Genomic DNA, 24,393 nt, shown 5'->3' with positions numbered 1-24,393 from the left:
TTGTTACTCTTTTTTCGCTTTAGTAAGTTGAGTTTTTAATTCGCTAATCTCACTAAGCATTTGAGTTTGGTTTTGTTCCATCTTTTGCTGATTTTGCTCCATACGCTCTAGTGCTCGTTCAATCTCTGATTTTATTTCTTCTTGGTGTGCCTGCTGCCGCTCTGCGTCATCAGGTGCAACGAATACCGATGCCATATAACCTGATATTACCCCGAAGAAGCTTACGCCGCTGACAATCACTACGCCGCCGATAACATGCCCTGCAGTGGTAACAGGATAGAAATCACCATAACCGACGGTAGAGATGGTGACCAGTGCCCACCAGATGGCTTGTTCTGCTGTGGTGATATTGGCATCTGGTGCGCCAGACTCCACCAGTAAAATCAGAATCGATGAGAAAGCTAGAATTAACACCATTGCCAATAAAAGGCTGGCGAGTGTGGTTTGTTTGCGTTGTTTTAGCAGCGGTAAAATCAGCGAACGGCTAGCTCTAAGCAGGCGAATAACCCTTAAGATCTGGAAGATTCGGGCAAACCTAAGTTGTTCTATGGCCGGAATGCTGGCGACAAAATCAATCCAATGGGTTTTGACATAGTATTTTTTGTCGCGAGCGTTGACCAAGCCGACAAAAAAGCGGATTAAGAAGATGATACAAATTGATGAGTCGATAGCTAACAGTAAGCGATAGGTTTCGCGGTCAAGATTTGAGAATGTCATTGCGAGCACCACGACCACAGACACTAACGACAGCACCATCATGGCTAGCTCAATCGGGCTGGGCGTAGTTTCTCTTATGCGGGCTGACCATTTTTGTGAATCAATCATAGCAATCCATTTATGATTTATTGAAAACTCATTGCTTTATACCAAATGGTATTAGTACGCAGAGTAGCATAACAAAAACGCACAGTGCTAAGGACTGTGCGTTTTAAGTCAACCGATTAAGCTTATTTAGTTTCAACAAACTCGACGAGGTCATCGATGACCCGCTTTTTGATTTCCAACTGGTCTTCAGGTGTTAGATCGTACTTTTGCGCTAGCAAGACATAATCATCAGGACTAAGTGAGACGGTTAAGCGTGGACGCTTAGGGCGTTTTGAAATCGATAAGCCAAGTATGGTGCGGATTTGATCAGACGGGCTCAAGCCTTCGTCTAGTGCCGATTTGCGAATGGTGTACTGGAATTTTTCATCCAGATCAAAAGCCACTTGCGTTGCTTTGGCGGCTTTTTGGTTTTTGAGCCAGGCTTCCGGTAAGGTTTTTGATTTCGTCATTACTCTTGCTCCTGCCTAGCTTCCTGGCCAGTAGTCGCGAATGTCGCTCAATGGGCGGTACAGCGTCAGCATGACCTCAGTTTCGCCACCTTCATATACCTCAACATCAATAGCATGAGTATCGTCGCCATTGACCAGGTTGTAGCTTTCAAAGGCGTCACCACGTTTGCCATTTTCATCTTGCGGCGGCTTAAGGTTGCGATAGTCCTCGCGGTGGAAGTAACCAAACTGGGCAAACTCTTGCTGATGGTAGCTTGGGGCTAACCAACGGCCAAATAAGTCATCAAGCTCAGCTGATAACTCATTAGTATGCAAAGTGGCATTACCTGGCTCTTCGAACAGTTGCGCAAACTCATCGAGGTCGAATAGTTCTTCAACATCTGCACGGGTGATTTTGATTGAAAAGCTTAAATAAGGGTCGTCGTCTTGAACATAAGCCATGAAAATAGCGCTGCCCTCGGCACCTCTAAGTAAAAGCTCGCACTGCTGGCTGCGCTGATACTCGTAGGTGTGGATGGCTTCCACTTTCAGTTGTTGACCCCTTAATTGCGACGGCAATGCAAAGCTATCATCAAGGGTGACCATGTCACCCTTGAGTAGCTCATTGGGATTGCTGAGCGTGCGCTCGGGAGCTTGTTTTTTGCCAAATAGGCCGCTAAGAAATCCCATTGCTAATTACCCTTTTTTCGCTTTTATGCGGTCAAGTACAGCGCTTGCATTAGACTTCTGCTCGCCAATGCCAGCTTCGGCTAGTTTGGCTTGCAGTGACTTGTCGCTGTTCTCATCATCTAAGGTTTCAGCCGCTTTTAGACGGTCATCAAACTGTTGCTGACGTGCCTTGATACGCTCAAGTGAGTCTTTAGCGTTAAGCAGCTTAGAGTTGCTTGACGCAAACGAGTCTGTGATAGTCGCTGTCGCTTTTTGCACGCTTTCAGTGGTCTTAACCATGCTTAGCTGGCGTTGGTAATCAGACAGCTGACGCTCAGTTTTCTTCACCAGTGTTTTTAGGCGCTCAGCATGAGCCGTGTAGCTTTGGTTAGCGCTTTGTTGCTCAGAAAGCTCTTGGTCTAACTGAGCAATTTTCTCAGCGACTTCAAGGGCGAGTGCTTCGTTACCTTTTTCTAAAGCTTGAGTTGCGTAACCTTCGTGTTCAGCAATTGCGCGTTGCAGACGCTCAACTTCGCGGCTGGCTTGCATTTCTTTAGCCATCACGTCAGTTAGTTCACGCTTAGCTTTGGTTAAGTGTTTTTCAGCGTCACGAATTTCTTGTTCGAAAATACGTGTTGAGTTGGCATCGACAATGCTTTGACCTACTTCTGTCGCACCACCACGAAACGCGGTTAAAATTTTATTTAAGATACCCATGATTGGCTCCTTATTTTAAATAGTCGGCTAGCTCGTCGATGACTTCGAGACAGTTGTCAGACAGTACAGCTAATTCTTGCTCAACTTCTTCCATGCTTGAATGAACAGACAAAGCACCGTAAACCACATATTTATCGTCAATTTTTGCAAATGATGATAATGGCATTGGAATGTTAAGTTCTAACATGGTTTCAAACATTTCTGCACGGCGCTCTGGGTTAACTTCGTCTTCGCCCCAAAGGTAGCTGATGCACAAAATTTGATTGTCAGTAACCGAAACAAACACCGGAATTTCTTCACGGCCGATAATGTTGGCTTGCAATACTTCTACGTCACCGTCAATCGGGTAGCAGTCGAATTGAAAGCCGGTTTTACTTTGGTCGCATAAGCCATTTAGATGGTTTGCAATTGTATGGATGTTCATAATTGTCCTCATTGACATAATATGTCTGCGATTAAAGATAGCACCACGACATAATATGTCAAGCGCCTTTTTTCACCATTAAAAAAGATTCATCAGTTCCTGCTCTGACCATGCTCCTTGGTGGTAGCGATAGAGCTGCAACGAGCCAATCTCATTTACCTTAATTTGCGGCAAATCATCATAGAAATGAAGCGGAAATTCGAATGATGCTTGCATTAATCCTAGGGTAATCCAATCCATCTCAACTGGCAGCGCGTCAAGTTTGTTAATACGGCTCTTCATTGGTGCGCCTTTGAGTGTGCCGCTAGTCCAGCCCCACTCGCCAAAGCTAGGCACATTGTGATGATACTGACTGACGTTAAACCCGCTCGCGCTGAGGGTTTTGCCTATCGCCATAAATGCTTCTGGTGCATGGTAAGGCGAGGTCGACTGCACTGTGACCACACCATCAGCGCTTAGCAGCTCGGCAACCTTGCGGTAGAACATATCTGAATACAGTTTGTTAAGGTCTGGGTGACTTGGGTCAGGTAAGTCGATGATGATGGCATCAAATTTTTGATTATCACCTATGAGTTTATCAACGCCATTAAAGGCATCATCGTAAATGAGATTAACTCTAGAATCGTTAAGGGCGTCATCATTCAACGCCAGCATGGCGCGACTTAATCGCTTAGGCATATCAGCTGGTGGTTGCTTAAATAGCGCAACTAGCTTTTCATCTAAGTCCATTAAAGTTACCGACTTAGGTTGCCACTTTAAAACCTGTTTAAGCCCTAAACCGTCACCGCCGCCTATGATCAAAACATTGTCGGTTCTAGCGCTTGCAGCGAGTGTAGGGTGGACTAAAAAGTCGTGGTAGATGTGCTCATCTATGCTAGAGAATTGCAGGCGACCGTTGATATAAAGATTATAAACTGGCGGCTTACCACTGCCTCGTAAACGCTCGGTAAAGGTCAGTTGTTGGAATCTGGTCGACTCGGTATACACCACATTATCTTTATACAGTAGGTTGTTGAACCCTTGCTCCCACTGAGGGCCTTTATAAGCCAACACGCCGAGAATAGCGCAGGCAATGATATGGCCGACAAACAGTAATTTCACATAACGGATTTGCTGCCAGAAGCGCCAGATAAATGCCAGACCTGCAATCAAGTTTACGCTTGCTGTCATTGCTGCAGCCAATTGGATATCAATGGCCAGCATAAAGCCTACCCAAATCGCCGCGCCAACACCGGCGCCAATATAGTCAGCGCCGTAAATGGTACCGGCGTTGTGGAGCAAGTGCGCTTCACTTAATGATTGACGAACGCGGGCGATAAGTGGGATTTCCATGCCTATCATTAAACCCAGCAATACTCCCCAGGCGTATGGGATGTAATGGCTAAGGACTTGAAAGGTGTGGATAACGCCGCCATCAGGTAATTGGTCGGGTGGCAGGTTAAGCTGTGATGCTATGGCAACAGGCATCACGTGGCCAAAGCCAATAATTGCAGCGGTAATGATGATTGCTAAGCCGCCGCATAGAGCGATGGCAAGCTCAAGTGTTGCAAAGCCGGTAAAGGCACAGCGGATTTTACGCGCAGCAAATGCACCAATACCCATAGATACGATCATTAGGCCAATCATGGTATAGATTGCGGCCTCTAGCGCACCTAAAATACGGCCAGCGTAATTAGACAGTAAGTATTCGTAGATAAGGCCGCATCCCGCTAGCGCGGCCATAATGCCTAGCAATAAAACATCGTCAAACCAGCTAACGCGTTTTTGTAGGGCAGGGTCAACAATTGCGCCCTCCCCATTGTCATCGGCTAGTGGGGAGGGTGAAGCTTGGGTCATACAAGTTAAGCCATCAGTGCGGTAAGAATAAGAGCAACAGCGATACTGATCGCCATTTCTACTGCTGCTGTACCTATGTTGTGCTGTTTTTCCACTTCGTCAGCGATATCAATGCCAACCAGTACCAGCTTTTTCACGATAGCGATAATGATAGAAAGCAGCACTAGCATAATGATTGAAAAGATTAACCAACCACCAATATTGTGCAGATATGCCGTCGGCTCATAGTAGATAAAGTGACTTGCAGCGTTAAAGCTTAGCGCCATGGCAATCATGTAGCCACTGTGGCGAATCGCCAGTGCAGTTTGCCCTTGCATCAAAGCTTGTTGCATGGATGCGCCTTGATTACGTTTAGCGTATTGGTTTTCACGATATCGAGTTAATAGCACCATCATCAGCTGTGAGATAATAAAGGCGGCAAATATCGCTACAAAGGTATCGAGAGTAAGGTCTTCTGCCCATAACAGTACCGCGCGGATAATGATTGCAGTAGCAACTGCTGCAGCGGCATCAACTAAAGCCACAGACACATTACCCTTTAAAATTTGCTCATTCTTAGCAAACTCATTTAAGGCGATTTTGTCGTGAAGATAACGACCAAGCTTAATTAGAATCAGTCCAAATAAACCATAGGCTGTCATGCCAATGGCTTCAACAGTGTAAGATGTGGCGGCTTCACCGGTAATTGCCCCAGTTAATACAATACCTAGGGCTGCTACTGCACCTGCTGTGCTAATACCAAAAGCAAAGTTGTCGCGCTCAGATAGCTCTTCACGGCTGCTAACTTTGGCACTCCAGCCCTGCAAAAAGCGCATGAGGGTTAGCAGTACAATGGCGATAGCGAGATCGATGCCAAGAATAATGACCAAGTCTGTGGTGATGCCATATTGTTGAAAAAAGTTCATGACGTTTCCTTACCTATTTGCCTCTGCGTGTACCACGAGAGGTACGGGTAGATGAATTGCGAAAACTACTGCTATTACTTTTCGCATAATTTGAGCGGAACTTACTGCTGCTGGCGCTAGCACTCTTGGTGCTCGGGCTGCTGGTTGACTGGCGTGACAAGCTCGTCGAGCCAGTGCGGTTTTTCGCATATGGGCTTGAGAAGCGTTTGCCCTGGCTGTCAAAGCGCTTTTTGGTGCTATCAAATACTCTGTCTTGCGCTCTTGCTTGTTTTGGCGAAGTGTAGCGATAACGTCCTACATCGTTGTAATAACTGTAGCCTCGGCGGTTTGACCAAGAATCGTAATAAATTGGCCGATTGAAAACATTGGAGAACATGGCGTACATACCATACCACTCCCAAAACGAGATACCGCTTGAGTTGGTTTGCCAGCTGCCATAGGCTGGGTTGCCGACTAACTGACTACCCGCACCAAAGTCTTCACTGCCATTAGCAACGATCTCGGCCTCTCGGCTCATGGCATTAACTCTGGCGAGTGTGCCGTTAGACATATCGGCAATCACATTGACCGGGTCTGACAGCATGTCGTTAAACAATGCCATATCAGCCGCTTGATAAAGGTTTTGTGCCTCTTCTAGCTGCTGGTCAAGGTCAATAAAGTTTGCACTGCTGCTTAGCTCAGTCACACGTCTTGCAAGGGAGCTATACATAGGCCCTGAGCTGGTGGCATCTTTAGCAAGCTCGTTGATTAGCGGCGCCATGTCAGGCTGCTTAGCTGCTAGCACTTGTGCATATTGAGTGAGTAGGTTGGCGTTACGTACTTCGCCCTGGTTTAAAGCGGATTCGAGCTGAGAAAGGCGCTGCTGTGCCAGTTGTTGGTACTTGGCGATTTGCTCTGGCCGGTCGTCGCCACACGCTGACAGTAACAACACCATGGTGATGGTTACCAGATAGCGGGATATCGCCGAAATTTTGCCAAACATGATTTCTCCAGTTGGTATATATTTCATAATTCAAACACACACAGGGTATAGTACCTGAGGTTTATGAATTTCATCTTATTGCGATGAATATCAATCTGATGTATGAGTCTAGATATAGCACTCGTGACATAATATGTCTATCGTTGATTGCGTTAAGGAGACATTATCGCCATGGAAAATCAAAGTAACAAGGCATTATCTGCACTGCTAGTTGAGCGAGCAGAAAGTTACTGGATAAAACTGTGTGAGGCTTGGCCTCAAGCAAGCGAGCAATTAAGTGAGTCACAACAAGCGCAGCTAAAACAAGCTTCTGCCTTGAGTGATTTTATTGGTGAGCAGCTTTGCCGGCATAGTGATTGGGTGCCTTTGTTATTTAATGGCTTAATTGATGATGTTGATCGGGCGCAATTTAGCACTGAGCTAACGGCACTACTCGCCGAGCAAACCTCAGAAGAGGGCGTGAAAAAAGCGCTGCGTGATTATCGTAATCTGCACATGGTGCGTCTGGCTTGGCGTGACTTTTTAAATCTGACCCCACTGCAAGAATCATTGCTAGATTTATCCGCGTTAGCCGAGTCTTTAGTGATTACTGCGCGCGATTGGCTCTATGACGAAATGTGCAAGCAATTGGGTACGCCGATGGACGCTCAGGGTAATGCTCAGCCTTTGCTGATATTAGGCATGGGTAAACTCGGTGGCCGTGAGCTTAACTTTTCGTCAGACATAGATCTTATTTTTACTTTCCCAGAGCATGGCGAAACCCAAGGTGGTCGCCGCTCGCTCGACAATCAGCAGTTTTTTATTCGTATGGGGCAGCGTCTGGTTAATCTGTTAGATCAAGTCACCGTTGATGGTTTTGTCTTTAGAGTCGATATGCGCCTGCGCCCTTATGGCGAGTCAGGCCCATTGGTTGTCAGTTTTAGCGGCCTTGAAGACTACTATCAAGAGCAAGGTCGTGATTGGGAGCGTTATGCCATGGTCAAGGCGCGCGTACTTGGCCCCTGGACTGCCCATAGCGATGAGTTGCATGACTTATTAAGACCGTTTGTCTATCGCCGCTATATTGATTTCTCAGCGATTGAGTCACTGAGAAAAATGAAGCAGCTTATTGCCCAAGAAGTGCGTCGCCGCAGACTTAGCGACAATATCAAGTTGGGTGCAGGCGGCATTCGTGAGGTTGAATTCGTGGTGCAAAGCTTTCAGCTTATTCGTGGTGGGCGAGAGCCGTCATTGCGCCAGCAAAGCTTGTTTGCCACCATTGAAACCTTAAATAAGCTTGGGCAACTAGAGTATTTGGCTGTTAACGAGCTTAAAGATAGTTATATCTTTCTGCGCCGGGTAGAAAACCTTTTGCAGGCAATTGATGATAAGCAAACCCAAACCCTACCAAGCGAAGAGTTACACTGGCAGCGCTTATGTCATGCGCTGGATAAAGTAAACGAAACAGATCTTCGCACCCATGTAGAGTCAGCGATGCGTAAGATCCACAGCCATTTTAATGCCACGGTTGGTGGTGACGAGCAGCAAGATAATCAAGACCCGTTAGGTAGCCAATTATGGATTTGCCAAGATGATGAAGACGCGGCTGCTTTACTTGTTGAGCAGCAAGTTGAAGATGATGATATTTGGCCGCAAATTAAGTCGTGGCGCGCGACCGTGTTGCAACGCTCAATCGGCCCACGCGGGCGCGAAACGCTCGATAAACTAATGCCCAAGCTGCTGGATGAACTATTACAGTTAGCTGAGCCTAGCGCGTCATTTATGCCGGTTGCTAAGGTGCTGGATAAAATTCTTACCCGTACCACCTATCTTGAGCTGTTATGTGAAAACCCAGGTGCTCGCCAGCAACTAGTTCGCTTGTGTAGTGCCAGCCCGTGGATTGCTGAGGAGCTGGCTAACTTCCCTATGCTGCTTGATGAGCTTATCGATCCCGCTCAGTTATATGACACCACAGCCATTGATGATTACCCAAGTGAGCTACGTCAGTATCTATTGCGCGTGCCCGATGATGACATGGAGCAACAAATGGAGGCATTGCGTCAATTTAAGCTGTCGCAGCAGTTAAAAATTGCAGCTGCTGATGTCACAGGTGTATTGCCAGTCATGCAAGTAAGCGATCATTTAAGTTACCTGGCCGAAGCTATTATTGAGCAAGTGGTATTACATGCCTGGCAGCAGGTTGCTGAGCGTCACGGCGTGCCAGCTGACACAAGCGTCAGCAATATGGGTTTTGCAGTTATCGGCTATGGCAAGTTGGGGGCCTAGAGCTTGGCTATGGCTCAGACCTTGATTTGGTGTTTCTGCATGACAAATTACCTGCTGGTGAAACCGATGGTAAACGCCCAATTGATAACAATCACTTCTATTTGAAGCTTGCCCAACGCATTGTTCACTTATTCGCGACTCGGACCACCTCTGGTGAGCTATATGAAGTCGACATGCGTTTGCGTCCATCTGGCGCGTCAGGTTTGCTGGTCAGTGAGATTGAGCGCTTTGGCGAGTATCAGGCCACTGAAGCCTGGACATGGGAGCATCAGGCGTTAGTGCGCTCTCGCTTTGTGTATGGTGACGATGCACTGGCAGCCAAGTTTAGCCAGCAACGGGCTAAAGTGCTGCAGACTGAGCGCGATAAAGTCTCACTCGCCAAAGAGGTGCGCGATATGCGCGTTAAAATGCGTGATCACTTATTGAAAGTGGACAGTGAAACCTTTGACTTAAAACAAAGCCCTGGCGGCATAGCCGATATTGAGTTTATTGCGCAATTTATGGTGTTAGCCCATGCCCATGAAGATAAAGGTTTAACTGTTTGGTCTGATAATGTGCGCATTTTTGAAGTGCTCGCTGAGCGCGAGTTGATGGGATTTGCCCAAGCGCAGCAGCTTATTCAAACCTATTGCCAATTGCGTGATGCAAACCATGAGCTGACATTGCAGCATAAAAAAGGTCAGGTGCCAGTAGCTAGGTTTACTGCCGATACTGATGCAGTGATTAGTATTTACAATCAGTATTTACAGTTATAACCCACTAGTATTTAACTCGGGTCGTTGTAGTGTAATGCAGCTTTGAATTGGTTGAATTTTCTAAATTCTGCTGCTTATATTATAGCTAATATAAGTAACAGGATTTTTGTATGCTCGCAGCGCCAATCCCTGAAAATGAACAAGATAGAGTTGAAACCCTGCGCAGCTTAAATGTACTTGATACAGCAGCTGAAGAACGTTTTGACCGCATCACACGTCTTGCACAGCGTTTGTTTAATGTCGAAATTTGCCTAGTCAGCTTAGTGGATAGCGAACGTCAATGGTTCAAGTCGGCTAAAGGTTTAGATGCCTGTGAAACCAGCCGTGATATTTCATTTTGTGGACATGCCATAGTGCAAGAACATGTGTTTACTGTTGAAGATGCTTCTATCGACCCACGCTTTAGCGACAACCCACTAGTGCAACAAGCCCCTTTCATTCGCTTTTATGCTGGATACCCGCTAAAGATGCCCAACGGTGTACGCGTAGGGACCTTATGTATTATTGATAGTACGGCGAGGCAGTTTTCAGTTGAGGATAAGCTAGCTCTAGAGGATTTAGGTAAGTTAGTTGAAGATGAGTTGATTAGTGTGCAGCGCTCTACGTTAGATGTATTAACAGGTTTATCTAATCGCTGCGGTTTTGAAATGCTGGCCGAACAAACGTTAGCAAGTTGCGATAGATATCAGGTGGGTACCAGTTTACTGTTTTTCGACCTGGACTATTTTAAAGATATTAACGATCAATATGGTCATGAGCAGGGGGATGTTGCCCTGCAAGCTTTCGCCGAGGTGTTAAAGGCTAATTTTCGTGAGTCTGATGTGGTTGCCCGTTTTGGCGGCGATGAATTTGTGGTGCTTATTAGTCACATGAATTGCGATGAGATCGAGATTATATTATCTCGCTTTGAGCATAAGCTTGCCGAGCAAAACAAACTCCTTAATAAGCCCTATGATATTGCCTACAGCGTCGGTGTTTGCCAGCGTCAGCATAATAGCGAGCTTGATTTAGCTGGCTATCTGGCTAAAGCGGATGAAGCTATGTTCAAAGTTAAAGCGCAGCATCATCAAGGTGATTAACTTAAGTGTTATCACGACCAAAAATCTCGTAAACTAAGCTAGTTCACTTACTTGCAAAGAAACCTGCTACTTATGGAAAAATCTGCTTATCTTGATGCGATGAATATCACCCGCTGGCGCGGTGCGGATAAGCCGGGGAAGCCCTATCTGGTGATTCATGACCTTGATGCTGATATGAGCGAGCACCCGTTTCTCAACCATATCTTAAGTTTAATTGGGGTAACACCAGAGCAGTGCGACTTCGATTGCCAGCATGTTTCAGGCCCGCAAGTGGTATGGGATATGCGAAAAGTGGCTATGCGCCCAAGAGTTGCGTGGCTAGTGAGTAAACCTTTGCAAGATGTCATTGCCAGCCCAGAACAAAAGCGCCTGCTTTGGAAGCAAATTTGCGACCATCAAAATAGCCAGTAAATGCTATATAAAGCAGGCTTGTCGCCAGCTACTTACGCTATCATCACTAGTCATAGTTAATAGTCTAACCAATCATAGTCTAACCAATCATAGTTTAACCAATGTCAGAATCTCACTCAGTATCAGCCAATCAGTACATTCTACAACCCCTTACTGAAGCTAATGTAGAACAAATGCTGCTAGTAGAACAAAGCGCCCATAGCCATCCCTGGTCGCAGGCGATTTTGGCAAGTTGTTTTGGCAAATGGTATCGAGTTACTGGAATTTATAATGACCAACAAACCCTGCTTGGGTTTGTCATAGTGCAGCAAATTGTTGATGAAGTGACCTTAATGGATATCTGCGTGCATCAACAAGCTCAAGGCCTAGGTTTAGGTAAACAATTGCTAGAGCAGGTGATCACTGAAGCTAAGCAACATAACGCCGTGAGCATATTGCTAGAAGTGCGAGCCTCCAATCAGGCCGCGATTGGCTTGTACCTATCACAAGGCTTTAATCAAAGTGGTATTCGCAAAAACTACTACCCAACTGACAGCGGCAAAGAAGATGCCGTTTTAATGGATTATCAATTTAGGTAAGAGCATTCTAATTTTTGGGGCAGTAACTTTTGGGTCAGAGTAAATCTTCAAGGTATTGAAAAATATCGATTAAATTTTGTAGTAAAACCACACTTTGGCGATTTTACATAGCCTTGTTTATCTGTGGCGCTTGATGATTTAGAAGTAAACTATCACTCCTTTCTAAAGAATGTGACTTTGTGTGAGCTCCCTAAAATGGAGCAACGTTTGCTACTTTTCAGCGACTGCGTGTAATGACATTTAAAGCCATTGAAAACAGGGATGTTTTCGTCGAGCCCACAGGACGTGCTTGCCGCGTGCTTTAAATGTTATTGCATCGGGGGCTAAGTATTTAAGCTGACAAGGTTGGTGAATAGCTTTTGGGTCAGAGTAAACCTTCAAGATATTGAAAAGTATAGCTTTAATTTTGTAGTAAAACCACATTTTGGCGAGTTATCTAGTCTTGTCTATTTGCGGTGGTTGATGATTGAGAAACGAAAAAGCCACTGATATAACATCAGTGGCTTTTCTATTTGATTCGCGAGTGAGTCTAAGTTACTTCACTTCTTTACCTTGTGCTTGTAAGTCTGCATGGTAGCTTGAGCGCACCATAGGGCCACAGGCCGCGTGGGTAAAGCCAATGCTTTCAGCATAGTCTTTTAGCTCATCAAACTCTGCTGGTGGGACATAACGTTCAACAGGTAAGTGGAACTTAGATGGCTGAAGGTACTGGCCAAGGGTAAGCATTTCTACATTATGCTCACGCAGATCGCGAAGTACTTGTGCAATCTCTTCATTGGTTTCACCTAAGCCCATCATTAGACCTGACTTAGTCGGCACATCTGGATGGCGCTCTTTAAAGCGTTTAAGTAGATCAAGTGACCACTGATAATTAGCACCTGGACGCGCTTTACGGTAGTGCTTTGGCGCAGTTTCCAGGTTGTGGTTGAATACATCTGGTGGCTCGACCGCTAGGATATCAAGTGCTGCATCGATACGACCACGGAAGTCTGGCACCAAGATTTCAATCTTGATCTCTGGGTTAAGTGCGCGGATCTCGCGAATACAATCGGCAAAGTGCTGAGCACCACCGTCACGTAAATCATCGCGGTCAACCGAGGTGATCACCACATATTTTAATTTCATGTCCTTGATAGTTTGCGCCAGTTTCTTTGGCTCATCAGCATCAGGCTTAAGTGGGCGGCCATGAGCTACATCGCAGAACGGGCAACGGCGGGTACAGATCGCGCCTAAAATCATAAAGGTCGCTGTGCCGTGGTTAAAACACTCAGATAGGTTAGGGCATGAAGCCTCTTCACACACAGAGTGCAAGCCATTTTTACGTAGTGCTGATTTGATTTCAGTAATACGCTGATTAGATGCTGGCAGTTTTACACGTAGCCAATCAGGCTTACGCAGCATAGTTTCACGCTCAGATGGCACGACTTTAACTGGGATACGGGCGACTTTGTCTGCATCACGCAGCTTAACACCGGGTTGTAATCTTTCAGGCCTATTCATAATTATTCTACTAATCCTTGATGATGTACCAATTCTTGGTAACCCAATATTTTACTTAATGTTTGAATCAGTTTTTCACTGGCTTCATCGACCGTTTGAGGGCCGTTTAATGCTTTACATTGCACCATCTCCATTCCGGCATAACCACATGGGTTGATGCGTTGAAATGGTGCTAAGTCCATGTCGACGTTTAGTGCTAGACCGTGGAATGAGCAGCCTTTGCGGATACGTAACCCAAGTGAGGCAACTTTACGCTCGTTGACATAGACACCTGGTGCGTCAGCTTTAGCATATGCTTCAACACCATAGATGTTGAGCATGTCGACAATGCTTTGCTCAATCTTGTTGACTAATTCACGTACGCCAATTTTAGCGCGTTTAATATCAATAAGAGGATATACCACCAGTTGGCCTGGGCCGTGGTATGTCACCTGGCCGCCTCTGTCCACTTGAATAACCGGGATGTCGCCTGGATTAAGGATGTGCTCGGCTTTGCCGGCTTGCCCTTGAGTGAACACAGGGTTGTGCTCAACAATCCACAGCTCATCTTGGCTGTTTTCGTCGCGATTATCGGTATAGGACTGCATTGCGTGCCAAATTGACTCGTAATCTTGACGTCCCAAATGTCTGATGTGTAATGCTGGAGTTTGCAAGGGCAACCTCTCCCCTTATTGATGCACGAGCGTCACTAGGCAGCGAATCGATATCAGCTGTTAGTGAATTAGGCTAACGTTAAGTACCTGACTAATTTAGTCGGGATTATACTCGACTTTAGCGCTAATCGTGAAATGATTTGTGTTAAAGGACGCGTTTTACGCCTTCAATTGCCGCTAGATCAGTATATGCTTGCTCAATGTGTTCTTTACTGGTCACAGTGATGCGAATGGTAACTGAGTAGTAGCTGCCTTTGCTTGAAGCCTTTACTGTTGGTGTGTAATCGCCCGGCGCTAATTGCTGAGCAACGGCTACAACGCGGTCAGCTAAGGAGTCATCAGCATCGCCGATAACTTTAAATGGGCAAGAATTTGGAAATTCCATTACTTCGTCAAAAGTGGTGTTTAACATGCGCTACTCTTTTGGGCTGGATTGGATTTAACTCTAAATATGGTGCTGATTATACCTTATTCAAGTCTTTTGGGGCGCTAAAAAATTAAAGCCACATAACTGTGGCTTTAACTATTTGAAATTAGGTTTATTTGAACTTAGCTGGTTAAGGTGTAACCCTTGCAGATTAACCAAACCAACTAGCAAACATTTGCTTGAAGTAGTCCATTAACTTGCTAAACCAGCTGCCTTCTTGCACTTCGTGTAAGGTAACAAGTGGGAACTGAGCTATGTCTTTACCATCAAGCTGGAAGTAAACATGACCAACAGTTTCGCCTTTAGCTAATGGCGCTTTCAGTTCTTTTACCAGCTCAAAGTTGGCTTCTAGGTTCTTGGCTTGGCCTTTGTTTATGGTGATTGGCGTGTCACTGACTAGGCCTAAATCGATCGTTTCACGATCGCCGTACCAGATCTTCTGGGTAACAAAGGTGTCGCCTGCTTTGTATGGAGTAATCGTTTCAAAGAAGCGGAAGCCATAGTTTAGTAGCTTTTTACTTTCTGCTTTACGGGCTGACTCGCTCTTAGTGCCCATCACTACTGTGATTAAACGCATGTCGTTGTTAGTCGCAGAGGTTACTAGGTTATAGCCTGCGCCAGATGTATGGCCGGTTTTAATGCCATCTACGTTTAAGCTTTTATCCCATAACAGGCCGTTACGGTTGTATTGCTTGATACCGTTAAAGGTAAATGATTTCTCGGCATACACGCGGTACTCTTCTGGCACATCACGGATAAGCGCGGCGCCTAGAATTGCCATGTCATAAGCGGTAGTTTTGTGGTTATCAGAGTCTAGACCGTGTGAGTTTTCAAAGTAGCTGTCTTCCATGCCTAGCTGTTTTGACCATGAGTTCATTAGGTCAACAAACGCATCTTCTGTGCCAGCAATGTGCTCTGCCATCGCGACACAAGCATCGTTACCAGACTGAATGATAATACCGCGATTAAGGTCTTCAACTTTTACCGTTTTGCCAACTTCAATGAACATTTTAGACGAGTCTGGGAAGTTCTTTGACCAGGCATTTTTTGAGATAACTACATCATCATCTAATGAGATGTTACCTACTTTCACTTCATGGCCAATCACATAACTGGTCATCATCTTGGTCAAACTAGCAGGGTTTAGGCTTTCGTAAGCGTTTTCTTCAGCGATGACTCTACCCGTGTTGTAGTCCATAAGCACGAATGCTTTAGCTGCAACTTTGGGAGCATCTGGCGTAACAACCGGCGCGCGGTTTGGCGTTGGACGTGGATCTGGTTGCGGCGTTGCAGCAAGGGTTGAGAAGGATACTGCACAAAGTAGGAACAGTGATTTCATTGGGCGATTAACAATATTCTTCATGAATTTGGCACGTCTCTATTTAATGGAACTTTTGTCATGACTATTTACAGGCTAGTTGTGAAATATTTTAGTGCATCTTGTGTTTTGCCTTAGCGCCTAACCAAGGGCCGAAAAAGCGCCGTAGGCTGAAACTGGTACACAAATGAGGCTAACTAGCTAGTCGAGCTGCTGTAATTTTGCAGATTATATCACTAGTAGGCAATGAATTATTGTTAAGGTTCCTTCATTAGCCGAAAATTAACCAGCCAATGAAGGAGTCGGTGCTCTGCTAGTGCAATATTAATGTTTATACTGAACTTTATATTGAGGTCACAACTGAGTTTTCTATTGAGTTTGCTGCGGCTTTTGCTGTAGCAAATAGCTTTGTGGGTAACCACTTTGTTTAACTTTAAGTAGTAGTTGCTCAGCAAGGTAATGCTGCCCAATAGGACCCAGCTGCAAGCGGTGTAAACCATCACCAGACACTACTTGAGTATTTACCTGAAACTGCTTGGCCATTTGCTCAGCAATTTGCTCAATTTTAGCTTTATTGCTTGAAGCAACCACTTGCACAAAGTGAATTGAGTCATCGCGCAGCTCCTCCAGTGCGATAGAGCGAGGTGAGTCAAAATGGATGACTTCAATAGACACTTTAGCCGTGCCAGTTTTAAGCATGTCTAGCTTGTAAGCAGCGGCATAAGATAAGTCGATAATGCGACCTTCATGGAACGGGCCGCGATCATTCACTCGCACCACAACTTGCTTGTTATTGGCGTGATTAGTGACTTTGACATAACTTGGAAGCGGCAGGGTTTTGTGAGCTGCTGACATTGAGTACATGTCGTAGGTTTCACCGTTTGAGGTGAGGTGCCCATGAAACTTAGCACCATACCATGAGGCGTAGCCTGATTGCTTAAAGTTTTTACCTGTATCGAGCACAGTGTAGCTTTTACCGCGCACAGTGTAAGTCATGTTGTTACCTTGCTTACTGTAGGGCTCGTATTTAGGGTAAGCGTCTTCAACCTTACTAACATCTGGCGCGTTTTCAGGAGGCTTATCATGCTTGATGCTATAACGCTCATCCTGGCTTTTAGGCTGGTTGTTACTTGAGCAGCCATTAAGCATCAAGGCTGCAGCCGCAATGGCGATAACAGTAAGTGATTGAAACTTAGTTTGCATAGTAAGCGGCTTTTAATTGTTGGCTAAATTGGTATACGGCCATGGCGTACAGTGGGCTGCGGTTATAACGGGTGATGACGTAAAAGTTATTTAAGCCCAGCCAATACTCGTCGGCCTCGACTTGTTCTAGTTTAATAAGCATTGCTAACTGAGAAACGTCGATATCTTGCGCTGTCTCAAGGCTAAGCTCAGGGCTAATAATGTCTGACACTTTATAATGCAGGCGTTCACTCTTCCACACTTTAGCTTGTGGTTTACTGTCGCCACTGTAGGTCAATTTTAGTGCCACAGGCGCATCTTTTTGCCAGCCATGTTGGTGGAAGTAATTAGCCACACTGCCAATGGCATCAGCTTTACTGCCAAGTAAATCACGGCGACCGTCGCCATTAAAATCTACTGCGTAATGACGATAGCTTGATGGAATAAATTGACCGTAACCCATGGCACCAGCGTAAGAGCCATAAAGGCTGTCTAGGGTGAGTCGTTCTTCTTTTGCTAGCGACATTAGGTTGGCGAATTCGCTGCGGAAAAATTTGGCTCGTGGTGGGTAGTAAAAACCTAAAGTATATAGGGCATCTTGCACCTTATATTTGCCCATATAGCCGCCGTAAAAAGTTTCGATACCGATAATCGCGACAATGATTTGCTCGTCGACTTGAAACTTTTCAGCTGCCTTTTTAATGATGCCAGCGTTTTCTCGCCAAAATTCTAGCCCTTTAGCAAGACGCTTGTCGGTTAAGAAGATGGGGTAATACTGATGCCAAGGCTTGGCTTCCCAAGGTTTTGAAATAGCATCAAGCACGGCTTGATTATGGTTAGCTGAGTCAAGATAGGCCTGAATTTCGGTTTTACTAAAACCTTTTTCTAGCTGAGTTTGCATAAACTCTTGTTTGCGCTCGGTTACCTGGGCGTCATCTTCAGCCTGCGCGGTGAATGAGATACTTGCGCTTAGTGCACAGGTCAGCATGATTTTTAGCGGCGTTAAAAAGCGTCGTTTCATGTATTACCTATCAATAAATCTGCGGTGGGTGTGAATACTCATCAAGATACCGAAACCTGTCATTAGCGTCAGCATGGAGGTACCGCCGTAGCTGATCAGCGGCAAAGGCACCCCTACTACAGGTAAGATGCCAGATACCATGCCGATATTCACGAAGATATAAACAAAGAAGGTTAAAGTAATACTTCCGGCTAATAAGCGGGCGAAACTGGTTTGCGCTCGCGAGGCGATCACTAGGCCACGGCCGATAACAAACAAATACATGGCCAGCAGCAGTAAGCTGCCTACCAGACCAAATTCTTCGCCAATCACCGCAAAGATAAAGTCAGTATGACGTTCGGGTAAAAATTCAAGCTGTGACTGACTGCCTTCAAGCCAGCCTTTACCCCAAATACCGCCAGAGCCAATGGCGATTTTCGATTGGATAATATGATAACCCGCGCCAAGCGGATCTTGCTCTGGGTTAAATAGGGTCATCACTCGGGTGCGCTGATAATCATGCATCAAGAAGAACCACAAAATGGGCAGCATCGCGAGTACAAATAGTACAAAGCCGCCTACAATCATCCAGCTCATGCCAGATAAAAACAGCACAAATATGCCTGATGCTGCAACTAGAATGGAGGTGCCTAAATCGGGCTGTTTAGCAATGAGTAACGTTGGAATAAGCAGAATAATCGCGCCGCCTGCTAGGTAGCGTTTTTTGGGCGGTAGCGGGAATTGACTGATATACCAGGCCATAGTGATAGGAAAGGCAAGCTTAATCAGCTCCGATGGCTGAAACTCCATAAAGCCGAGGTTAAGCCAGCGCTGAGCGCCTTTATTGATGGTGCCAAAGAAGTGTACAGCCACCAACAAACTTATGCCGGCGAGATAAATTTCTAATGCCCAACGCCGCAATATTTCAGGGTTAATTTGCGCAACAATAAACATGATGCCAAGTGATAAACCAATGCGGGTAAATTGGCGCTTCATCATGGCTGGGTCTTCGCCGCTAGCCGAGTAAATGACAAAGGCGCCAAACAGCATCAGGGCAAGTAGACCAAGCAACAAAGGCGGGTCTATGTGAATGCGTTGCCAGACTGTCTTTTTTTGATGATGGGTTGTCACTGCGTCACCATAAATTCATCACGTAATAAGTATTCATCTAATAATGCTCGTGCCAATGGGCCTGCATTAGCGCCGCCCCAACCGGCATTTTCTAGTACCACGGCAAGCACAATTGTTGGGTTTTCATATGGGGCGTAAGCAACAATTAACGCGTTATCGCGTAAGTGATCAGCGATGGTATCTTCATCGTACTTTTCATCTTGGCCGACACTAAATACCTGAGCCGTACCCGTCTTCATCGCTGCTGTGTATTTGGCATCGGTAAAGCGCGATTTATGGGCGGTTTGGCGCATGGCTTCATTGATAATATCCCAGTTTCTTGGGTTATTTAATTCAATAGGTGGTAGCTCATCAATTGGTGTGTCGATTTTTACCGTACCAGATTTGAGTGACTTGAGTAGATGCGGGGTAAAGCGTTGCCCTTTATTGGCAAGGGTAACCACTGAGTTGGCAAGTTGCAGCGGTGTGCTGGTCCAGTACCCCTGACCAATACCCACCGAGATGGTATCGCCGACATACCAAGGTTGGTTGTAGCGCATACGCTTCCAATCTCTTGAAGGCATGATACCGATTGATTCTTCAAAAATGTCTATGCCGGTGCTTTGACCAAAACCAAATGGCTCCATAAAGTTGGCCAGTTTATCGATACCTGATTTATAAACCAGATCGTAGAAGTAGATATCGCAAGACTCTGAGATAGAGTGGTACACATCTACCCAGCCATGGCCCCATTTTTTCCAGTCACGCCACTTGCGCTCAACCCCCGGAATTTGCCAGTAGCCGGGGTCCCACACTCGGGTCTTTTCTGTTACGATTTTTTCTTCTAACCCCATCAAGGCGATATGTGGCTTAACGGTAGAAGCCGGTGCGTATTGCCCCTGAGTAGCACGGTTAATTAATGGGCGGGATTTATCATTAAGTAGTGCACTGTATGCTTTGCCGCTAATGCCATGGACAAATGCGTTTGGGTCGTAGCTTGGGCTCGACACCATTGCCAAAATGCCGCCATCTTGTGGGTCGATGGCGACTACTGAGCCGCGTCTACCTGCTAAAAGCTCCATGGCTTTTTGCTGCAGTTTTAAATCTAAGGTGAGGTAAATATCTTGCCCCGGCTCGGGTGGTGTGACTTTTAAGGTGCGGATCACTCGGCCACGGTTGTTAACCTCTTCTTCTAAATGCCCTGGCTTACCGTGTAGCAGGCTCTCATAGTATTTCTCGATACCTTGCTTGCCAATATCTTTGGTGGCGGCGTAGTTTTTCCATGCGCCGCTTTTTTCTAGCGTGGCTTTGTCACGACTATTAATCTTACCAACATAACCCAGTACATGGGTCATTAACTCTTGGTGTGGGTAGTATCGCTTTAAACCTGCTTCAACAAAGATGCCCGGATATTCATGCTGGTTTACGCTAAAACTTGCGACTTGCTCTGGGGTTAGGCGAGTTTTAATCGTCAGTGGCTTAAAGCGGCGATGGTATTTGAGCTTTTCTTTTATTGATTCTCGCTCATCAGCGGATAGTGGAATGATGTTATTGAGCTTATCGAGGGCGTCATCGACTTTTTTGACCTTTTCAGGAATGAGCTCAAGGGAATAAAAAGGTTGGTTTTCGGCAAGTAATTGGCCGTTGCGGTCGAAAATCAATCCACGGCTTGGCGCAGTAGGGACAACACGAATGCGGTTGTCATTAGAGCGCATTTCATAGTCGGCAAATTCTGACACCTGTAAGTTATACAGGTTGGTCAACAATACCCCAAGTAACGCCACCACACAGACAAAGGTAAATAGTGCACGGCGCTTAAATAGCGAAGCCTCAGCAGCATGATCGTGCATAGTTACGCGCTTTCTTGGCGACACTCAGTTTTCTCCAACTTTGATAATGTATCTGGGGTTTAGCTTGGTGCTAGGGCTGCCTAGAGGCTCACTTTAGCAGGAGAGTGCAGGGAACAAAAGCCGTAATCTGCGTGCTAGTGAGCTTTATTCCCTATGATATGGGTGATTGTTATTGATACTCCAGGCGCGGTATAAACTTTCGGCAACCAGAACTCGTACCAAAGGGTGCGGTAAGGTTAAGGCTGACAAACACCAGCTTTGGCTTGCAGCGGCTTTACATGCTGGTGCTAACCCTTCAGGGCCGCCAATCAATAAGCTGACATCGCGACCGTCCAGTTGCCACTTTTCCATCTGCTGCGCTAGCTGAGGAGTGGTCCAGTTTTTACCAGGAAGGTCGAGACTGACAATATGATTGCCCTTGTTAACCGCCGCCAACATTTGCTCGCCTTCTTTTTGCAAAATGCGGGCAATGTCAGCGTTCTTTCCGCGCTTACCAGCAGGAATTTCGATTAACTCTAACGCCATGTCACGAGGGAAACGGCGCTGATATTCTTCAAAACCTGTGGTTACCCAAGCGGGCATTTTGGTGCCAACGGCAATAAGCTGAAGCTTCATTAGGCGTCTTGATCAGCCCATAGCTTTTCTAGTTGGTAGTATTCGCGAGTTTGATCTTGCATGATGTGCAAAATCACGTCGCCTAGGTCTACCAGTACCCATTCACTGCTGTCACGGCCTTCAACGCCAAGTGGTTGTACACCTGCGCCTTTCGCTTCAACAACGATGTGCTCGCTGATCGCACGCACGTGGGTTTTAGAAGTACCTGTGCAGATCACCATAGTTTCGGTGATAGATGATTGATTTGAAACATCTAATACTGTGATGTCTTTGGCTTTTAAGTCATCGATTTTATCGAGAACGAAATCTTTAAGTTCGCTGCCTTGCACGCGAAGTACCTCATTAGTCAAAAATAACGGGGCATTATACGCAAAATGGCTATCTGTGCGCAATTATGAGGCAGTCATCGCGGTAGATTTTTTACCGCATACTCACAAGTGATAACAAGCGGTTTGTATCTAGGTTAGATAAAGCTGCTGCTGATTGATGTAGTCGAGTACCGTTTGGCTGAGTTTGTCTTTAACGTTTAACCCGCGAGCTAATTCGTTGCGAATATCTGTTGATGAAATGGCATGTAGCGGTGCATCGACAATAAAAACGTTACCGGACTTAGCGCGTGTTAGTGCTTGGCTTAGAGTGCTTGCCCGTTTTGAATAATTCGCCAGCTTTGGATGGCTTGTCTGCCGCTTGGCTAACACCTTTGCCATGCTTGAGCCTTGCGCTAACTGCCAGCCAGGACGAGCGCATAAGGCAATATGGCAATACTGGAATAGTTGTTGCCATTGATGCCATTTGTCTAAATTGACAAATGAGTCCATTCCCATGATGAAGTAGAACTCATGCTGCGGGTATTGCTCGCTAAGTTGCTGCAAAGTGACAACTGAGTAAGACGGCGAATCGCGGTTAATTTCAATATCGCATAGTTTAAGCTCTGGGTGCTGCGCGCATTCAAGCTTAACCATGTTCAACCTGTGCGCCGTGCTGACTTGAGTCGAGCTTTTGTGGGGTGGAATATGATTTGGCATCAGCCAAACTTCATCGAGCTCAAGCTGCTGTTGCACTGCGAGCGCAGGTTGAATATGCCCTTGGTGGATAGGGTCGAACGTGCCACCTAAAATGCCGATACGCATCTAACTTAGCTCTATGTGGGCCAGACGGTTATGGGCGCGCGGGTCGAACAACAAACATAAGTGACTGGTGCCAACCCAGTCTTCAATACCATGCTGTTTGAGATTGAGCTCTAATTTAGAGGTAAAGGCGAGCATGTGCTCGATATGATCAAGCTCTAAACGGCTAAGGGCTGATTGGTATAAAGGTTTGCGTTTGTCCCAAATGCGATGCTTACCATATAGCTGAGCGAGTGGCTCACCTTGCGCCATGGCAAGCTTGAGGGTCATCAGCAAATTTATCTCTTTAAACAGTGACCACATTAGGATTGGCATAGCAGTGCCTTCTCCCTGCAACTGTGCCAGTATGTGCTGCGCTTTCTTTTGCTGGTTCAATAACAAAGCATCAGTTAGCTGGAATACGCTAAAGCGTGATTGATCTTCAAAGTAATCTTGCAGTTGTTGGGCGCTAATATCTGCATTTGGGCTAAGCAGTTGCAGCATTTGCATTGCTTGCTCGGCGGCGAGCAAGTTGCCTTCAAACAAACTAAACATCATGGCTTTGGCGTCATGATGAATGATCAGCTGGTAATGTTTGATGCGGCCATCTAACCAACGCTCAAATTGTTTACCCTCTGGTGTGGTGCAAGGTACATACACGCCTTTGGCATCGAGGGTTTTAAACCATTTACTTTTGGTTTCAGCTGACAGTTTTGGACCTTGTAAAATGAGCAACACATCTGGGTTGTTGTCTGCCATGATAGTTTGAAATGCGCTCGCGCCATCTGTGCCAGGTTTGGCATTCGGTAGGGTTAGCTCTATCACGCGGCGGCTGGCAAACAAGCTCATTGATTGCCACTCTTGGATCAGGTCGTTCCAGCTAAAGCCAGTTTCTTGGGTAAGTTGAATTCGCTCTTCAAAGCCTTGTTTGCGGGCGGCTTGCAGCACTTGTTGCTTGCTGTTATCCACGAGCCAAGGATCATCACCAAACAGCATGATGACGTTTGGTAGGGGCGATAATTGGTGTTTTAGTTGATCTGGATAAACCCGCATTAATCTGTCTCAATCACGCTTAAATGGTTAGCTAGCAGTTGCTGTTGGTCTAAATGCTTTTGGTTTGGTTGCTGGGCACTTAGTCGCTTGTTACATAGACGCTATTTGCTAAATCGACTGCCGCCTAGTTAATGGTCGCTAAGGTTTGCACAATACGGTCAGCGGCTTGCTGACGCATCTCTTTAACGAGTAGCTCCATTTCGCGGCTTTTTGCCAACGCGGTACGTGGATCGTCTTTATAGTCACGGCGAATGGCGGTTTCGAAAAATTCTGGCTCGCCATCAGGCAGTGCCACTGAGTAATTCACGTGATAAATAAGCTCGTATTCAGCCACGTTACCATTTGGGTACAGTGACAGGGTAGCGCGCTCTAACGAGTCGTTTATCAGCCTCAATGTTGGGGTTTGCTTATTGGCGTCAACGAGGTCGATGCTGTTTACCCGCAGGCGATCGCTTAGCAGACGAGTTAACTCGCTGTATTGGTCGCTACTGGCTAAATGCAGCTGCGATAAGTGCTCTGGTATTTGATAGCTACGTTGCAGCTTAAAGCCGCAGGCGCTTAACGCTAGGCTAAGTAATACAACCGATAAAAGTGTTGTAATTGAAGAAGTTCTAAGAGCAGGCATTACTGTTCCTGTAAATGTAAACGGGTGCGCCATGTGGGCGATAGTGTGCCAAAAAATAAGGCTCAGTACCATGGATACTG

The 24,393-nt window shown here is 46.0% G+C and carries 24 protein-coding genes and 1 pseudogene; 4 read left to right on the top strand and 21 right to left on the bottom strand.

The genetic code is table 11. The features are described from left to right. Positions 1 to 3: 3 nt before the first annotated feature. The 8 genes from EXU30_RS06300 to EXU30_RS06265 form a co-directional block, all read right to left on the bottom strand. Entirely contained in the window at positions 4 to 825 is an 822-nt protein-coding gene (locus tag EXU30_RS06300; RefSeq protein ID WP_130598390.1) for an ion transporter, read from the bottom strand. 122 nt (positions 826 to 947) lie between these two features. Beyond that, a complete protein-coding gene (locus tag EXU30_RS06295; protein ID WP_130598388.1) occupies positions 948 to 1,274 on the bottom strand; it encodes a hypothetical protein in 327 nt (108 codons plus the stop codon). Positions 1,275 to 1,289: 15 nt separating this feature from the next. Continuing rightward, positions 1,290 to 1,943 carry a hypothetical protein gene (locus tag EXU30_RS06290; protein ID WP_130598386.1) on the bottom strand — a complete coding sequence of 218 codons (654 nt, stop codon included), beginning with the start codon at positions 1,941 to 1,943 and terminating at the stop codon, positions 1,290 to 1,292. A gap of 6 nt (positions 1,944 to 1,949) precedes the next feature. Continuing rightward, positions 1,950 to 2,639 (bottom strand): PspA/IM30 family protein, encoded by a 690-nt coding sequence (locus EXU30_RS06285; protein ID WP_130598384.1) that lies wholly within the window; start codon positions 2,637 to 2,639, stop codon positions 1,950 to 1,952. A 10-nt stretch (positions 2,640 to 2,649) separates the two neighbouring features. After that, entirely contained in the window at positions 2,650 to 3,063 is a 414-nt protein-coding gene (locus EXU30_RS06280) for a YjfI family protein (protein WP_130598383.1), read from the bottom strand. A 78-nt stretch (positions 3,064 to 3,141) separates the two neighbouring features. After that, a complete protein-coding gene (locus EXU30_RS06275) occupies positions 3,142 to 4,899 on the bottom strand; it encodes a polyamine aminopropyltransferase (RefSeq protein ID WP_130598381.1) in 1,758 nt (585 codons plus the stop codon). Between the two features lie 5 nt (positions 4,900 to 4,904). Further along, a complete protein-coding gene (locus EXU30_RS06270; protein ID WP_130598379.1) occupies positions 4,905 to 5,804 on the bottom strand; it encodes a DUF350 domain-containing protein in 900 nt (299 codons plus the stop codon). A gap of 13 nt (positions 5,805 to 5,817) precedes the next feature. Continuing rightward, complete coding sequence (locus EXU30_RS06265) at positions 5,818 to 6,786, bottom strand: hypothetical protein (protein ID WP_130598377.1); 969 nt, start codon at positions 6,784 to 6,786, stop codon at positions 5,818 to 5,820. A 165-nt stretch (positions 6,787 to 6,951) separates the two neighbouring features. On the opposite strand from EXU30_RS06265, the pseudogene glnE reads away from it, so the two are divergent. The 4 genes and pseudogenes from glnE (at position 6,952) to rimI (ending at position 11,874) form a co-directional block, all read left to right on the top strand. Beyond that, positions 6,952 to 9,806, top strand: a pseudogene (glnE, locus tag EXU30_RS06260) (bifunctional [glutamate--ammonia ligase]-adenylyl-L-tyrosine phosphorylase/[glutamate--ammonia-ligase] adenylyltransferase). A 110-nt stretch (positions 9,807 to 9,916) separates the two neighbouring features. After that, positions 9,917 to 10,885: a GGDEF domain-containing protein gene (locus EXU30_RS06255; protein WP_130598375.1), complete on the top strand. Its 969-nt coding sequence runs from the start codon at positions 9,917 to 9,919 to the stop codon at positions 10,883 to 10,885. A 72-nt stretch (positions 10,886 to 10,957) separates the two neighbouring features. Next, complete coding sequence (locus tag EXU30_RS06250) at positions 10,958 to 11,296, top strand: DNA polymerase III subunit psi (RefSeq protein ID WP_130598373.1); 339 nt, start codon at positions 10,958 to 10,960, stop codon at positions 11,294 to 11,296. A gap of 101 nt (positions 11,297 to 11,397) precedes the next feature. Next, positions 11,398 to 11,874, top strand: coding sequence for a ribosomal protein S18-alanine N-acetyltransferase (gene rimI / locus EXU30_RS06245; RefSeq protein WP_130598371.1), 477 nt, complete (start codon positions 11,398 to 11,400; stop codon positions 11,872 to 11,874). 534 nt (positions 11,875 to 12,408) lie between these two features. On the opposite strand, the gene lipA is transcribed toward rimI, so the two are convergent. The 13 genes from lipA to EXU30_RS06180 form a co-directional block, all read right to left on the bottom strand. Next, positions 12,409 to 13,374 carry a lipoyl synthase gene (lipA, locus tag EXU30_RS06240; protein ID WP_130598369.1) on the bottom strand — a complete coding sequence of 322 codons (966 nt, stop codon included), beginning with the start codon at positions 13,372 to 13,374 and terminating at the stop codon, positions 12,409 to 12,411. Positions 13,375 to 13,376: 2 nt separating this feature from the next. Continuing rightward, positions 13,377 to 14,027, bottom strand: a complete 651-nt coding sequence (lipB, locus tag EXU30_RS06235) for a lipoyl(octanoyl) transferase LipB (RefSeq protein ID WP_130598367.1) — start codon at positions 14,025 to 14,027, stop codon at positions 13,377 to 13,379. A gap of 145 nt (positions 14,028 to 14,172) precedes the next feature. Next, positions 14,173 to 14,439, bottom strand: coding sequence for a DUF493 family protein YbeD (gene ybeD / locus EXU30_RS06230; protein ID WP_130598365.1), 267 nt, complete (start codon positions 14,437 to 14,439; stop codon positions 14,173 to 14,175). A 166-nt stretch (positions 14,440 to 14,605) separates the two neighbouring features. Beyond that, positions 14,606 to 15,817 (bottom strand): serine hydrolase, encoded by a 1,212-nt coding sequence (locus tag EXU30_RS06225; RefSeq protein ID WP_130598363.1) that lies wholly within the window; start codon positions 15,815 to 15,817, stop codon positions 14,606 to 14,608. Positions 15,818 to 16,141: 324 nt separating this feature from the next. After that, a complete protein-coding gene (locus EXU30_RS06220; protein WP_130598361.1) occupies positions 16,142 to 16,975 on the bottom strand; it encodes a septal ring lytic transglycosylase RlpA family protein in 834 nt (277 codons plus the stop codon). Beyond that, on the bottom strand, positions 16,965 to 17,975 hold the full coding sequence (mltB, locus tag EXU30_RS06215) for a lytic murein transglycosylase B (protein ID WP_130598359.1): 1,011 nt from the start codon (positions 17,973 to 17,975) through the stop codon (positions 16,965 to 16,967). The genes EXU30_RS06220 and mltB overlap by 11 nt, the downstream gene beginning before the upstream one ends. Before the next feature lie 3 nt (positions 17,976 to 17,978). Next, a complete protein-coding gene (gene rodA / locus EXU30_RS06210; protein WP_130598357.1) occupies positions 17,979 to 19,085 on the bottom strand; it encodes a rod shape-determining protein RodA in 1,107 nt (368 codons plus the stop codon). Further along, the gene (gene mrdA, locus EXU30_RS06205; protein WP_130598355.1) at positions 19,082 to 20,938 is read right to left on the bottom strand and encodes a penicillin-binding protein 2; all 1,857 of its coding nucleotides are present in this window, start codon (positions 20,936 to 20,938) and stop codon (positions 19,082 to 19,084) included. Before mrdA ends, rodA begins: the two co-directional genes overlap by 4 nt. A 120-nt stretch (positions 20,939 to 21,058) precedes the next feature. Then, positions 21,059 to 21,529 (bottom strand): 23S rRNA (pseudouridine(1915)-N(3))-methyltransferase RlmH, encoded by a 471-nt coding sequence (rlmH, locus tag EXU30_RS06200; RefSeq protein ID WP_130598353.1) that lies wholly within the window; start codon positions 21,527 to 21,529, stop codon positions 21,059 to 21,061. Next, the gene (gene rsfS / locus EXU30_RS06195) at positions 21,529 to 21,858 is read right to left on the bottom strand and encodes a ribosome silencing factor (protein WP_130598351.1); all 330 of its coding nucleotides are present in this window, start codon (positions 21,856 to 21,858) and stop codon (positions 21,529 to 21,531) included. The genes rlmH and rsfS overlap by 1 nt, the downstream gene beginning before the upstream one ends. 129 nt (positions 21,859 to 21,987) lie before the next feature. Further along, positions 21,988 to 22,659, bottom strand: coding sequence for a nicotinate-nucleotide adenylyltransferase (gene nadD, locus EXU30_RS06190; protein WP_130598349.1), 672 nt, complete (start codon positions 22,657 to 22,659; stop codon positions 21,988 to 21,990). Beyond that, positions 22,660 to 23,688 (bottom strand): DNA polymerase III subunit delta, encoded by a 1,029-nt coding sequence (gene holA / locus EXU30_RS06185; protein ID WP_130598347.1) that lies wholly within the window; start codon positions 23,686 to 23,688, stop codon positions 22,660 to 22,662. A 124-nt stretch (positions 23,689 to 23,812) separates the two neighbouring features. Next, positions 23,813 to 24,313 carry an LPS-assembly lipoprotein LptE gene (locus EXU30_RS06180; RefSeq protein ID WP_130598345.1) on the bottom strand — a complete coding sequence of 167 codons (501 nt, stop codon included), beginning with the start codon at positions 24,311 to 24,313 and terminating at the stop codon, positions 23,813 to 23,815. Positions 24,314 to 24,393 lie beyond the last annotated feature (80 nt).

The sequence above is a fragment of the Shewanella maritima genome (genome assembly GCF_004295345.1).
Lineage (GTDB): Bacteria > Pseudomonadota > Gammaproteobacteria > Enterobacterales > Shewanellaceae > Shewanella > Shewanella maritima.
Note: the sequence above shows the minus strand (reverse complement) of the source record. Positions and strands in the feature narration are given on the sequence as shown.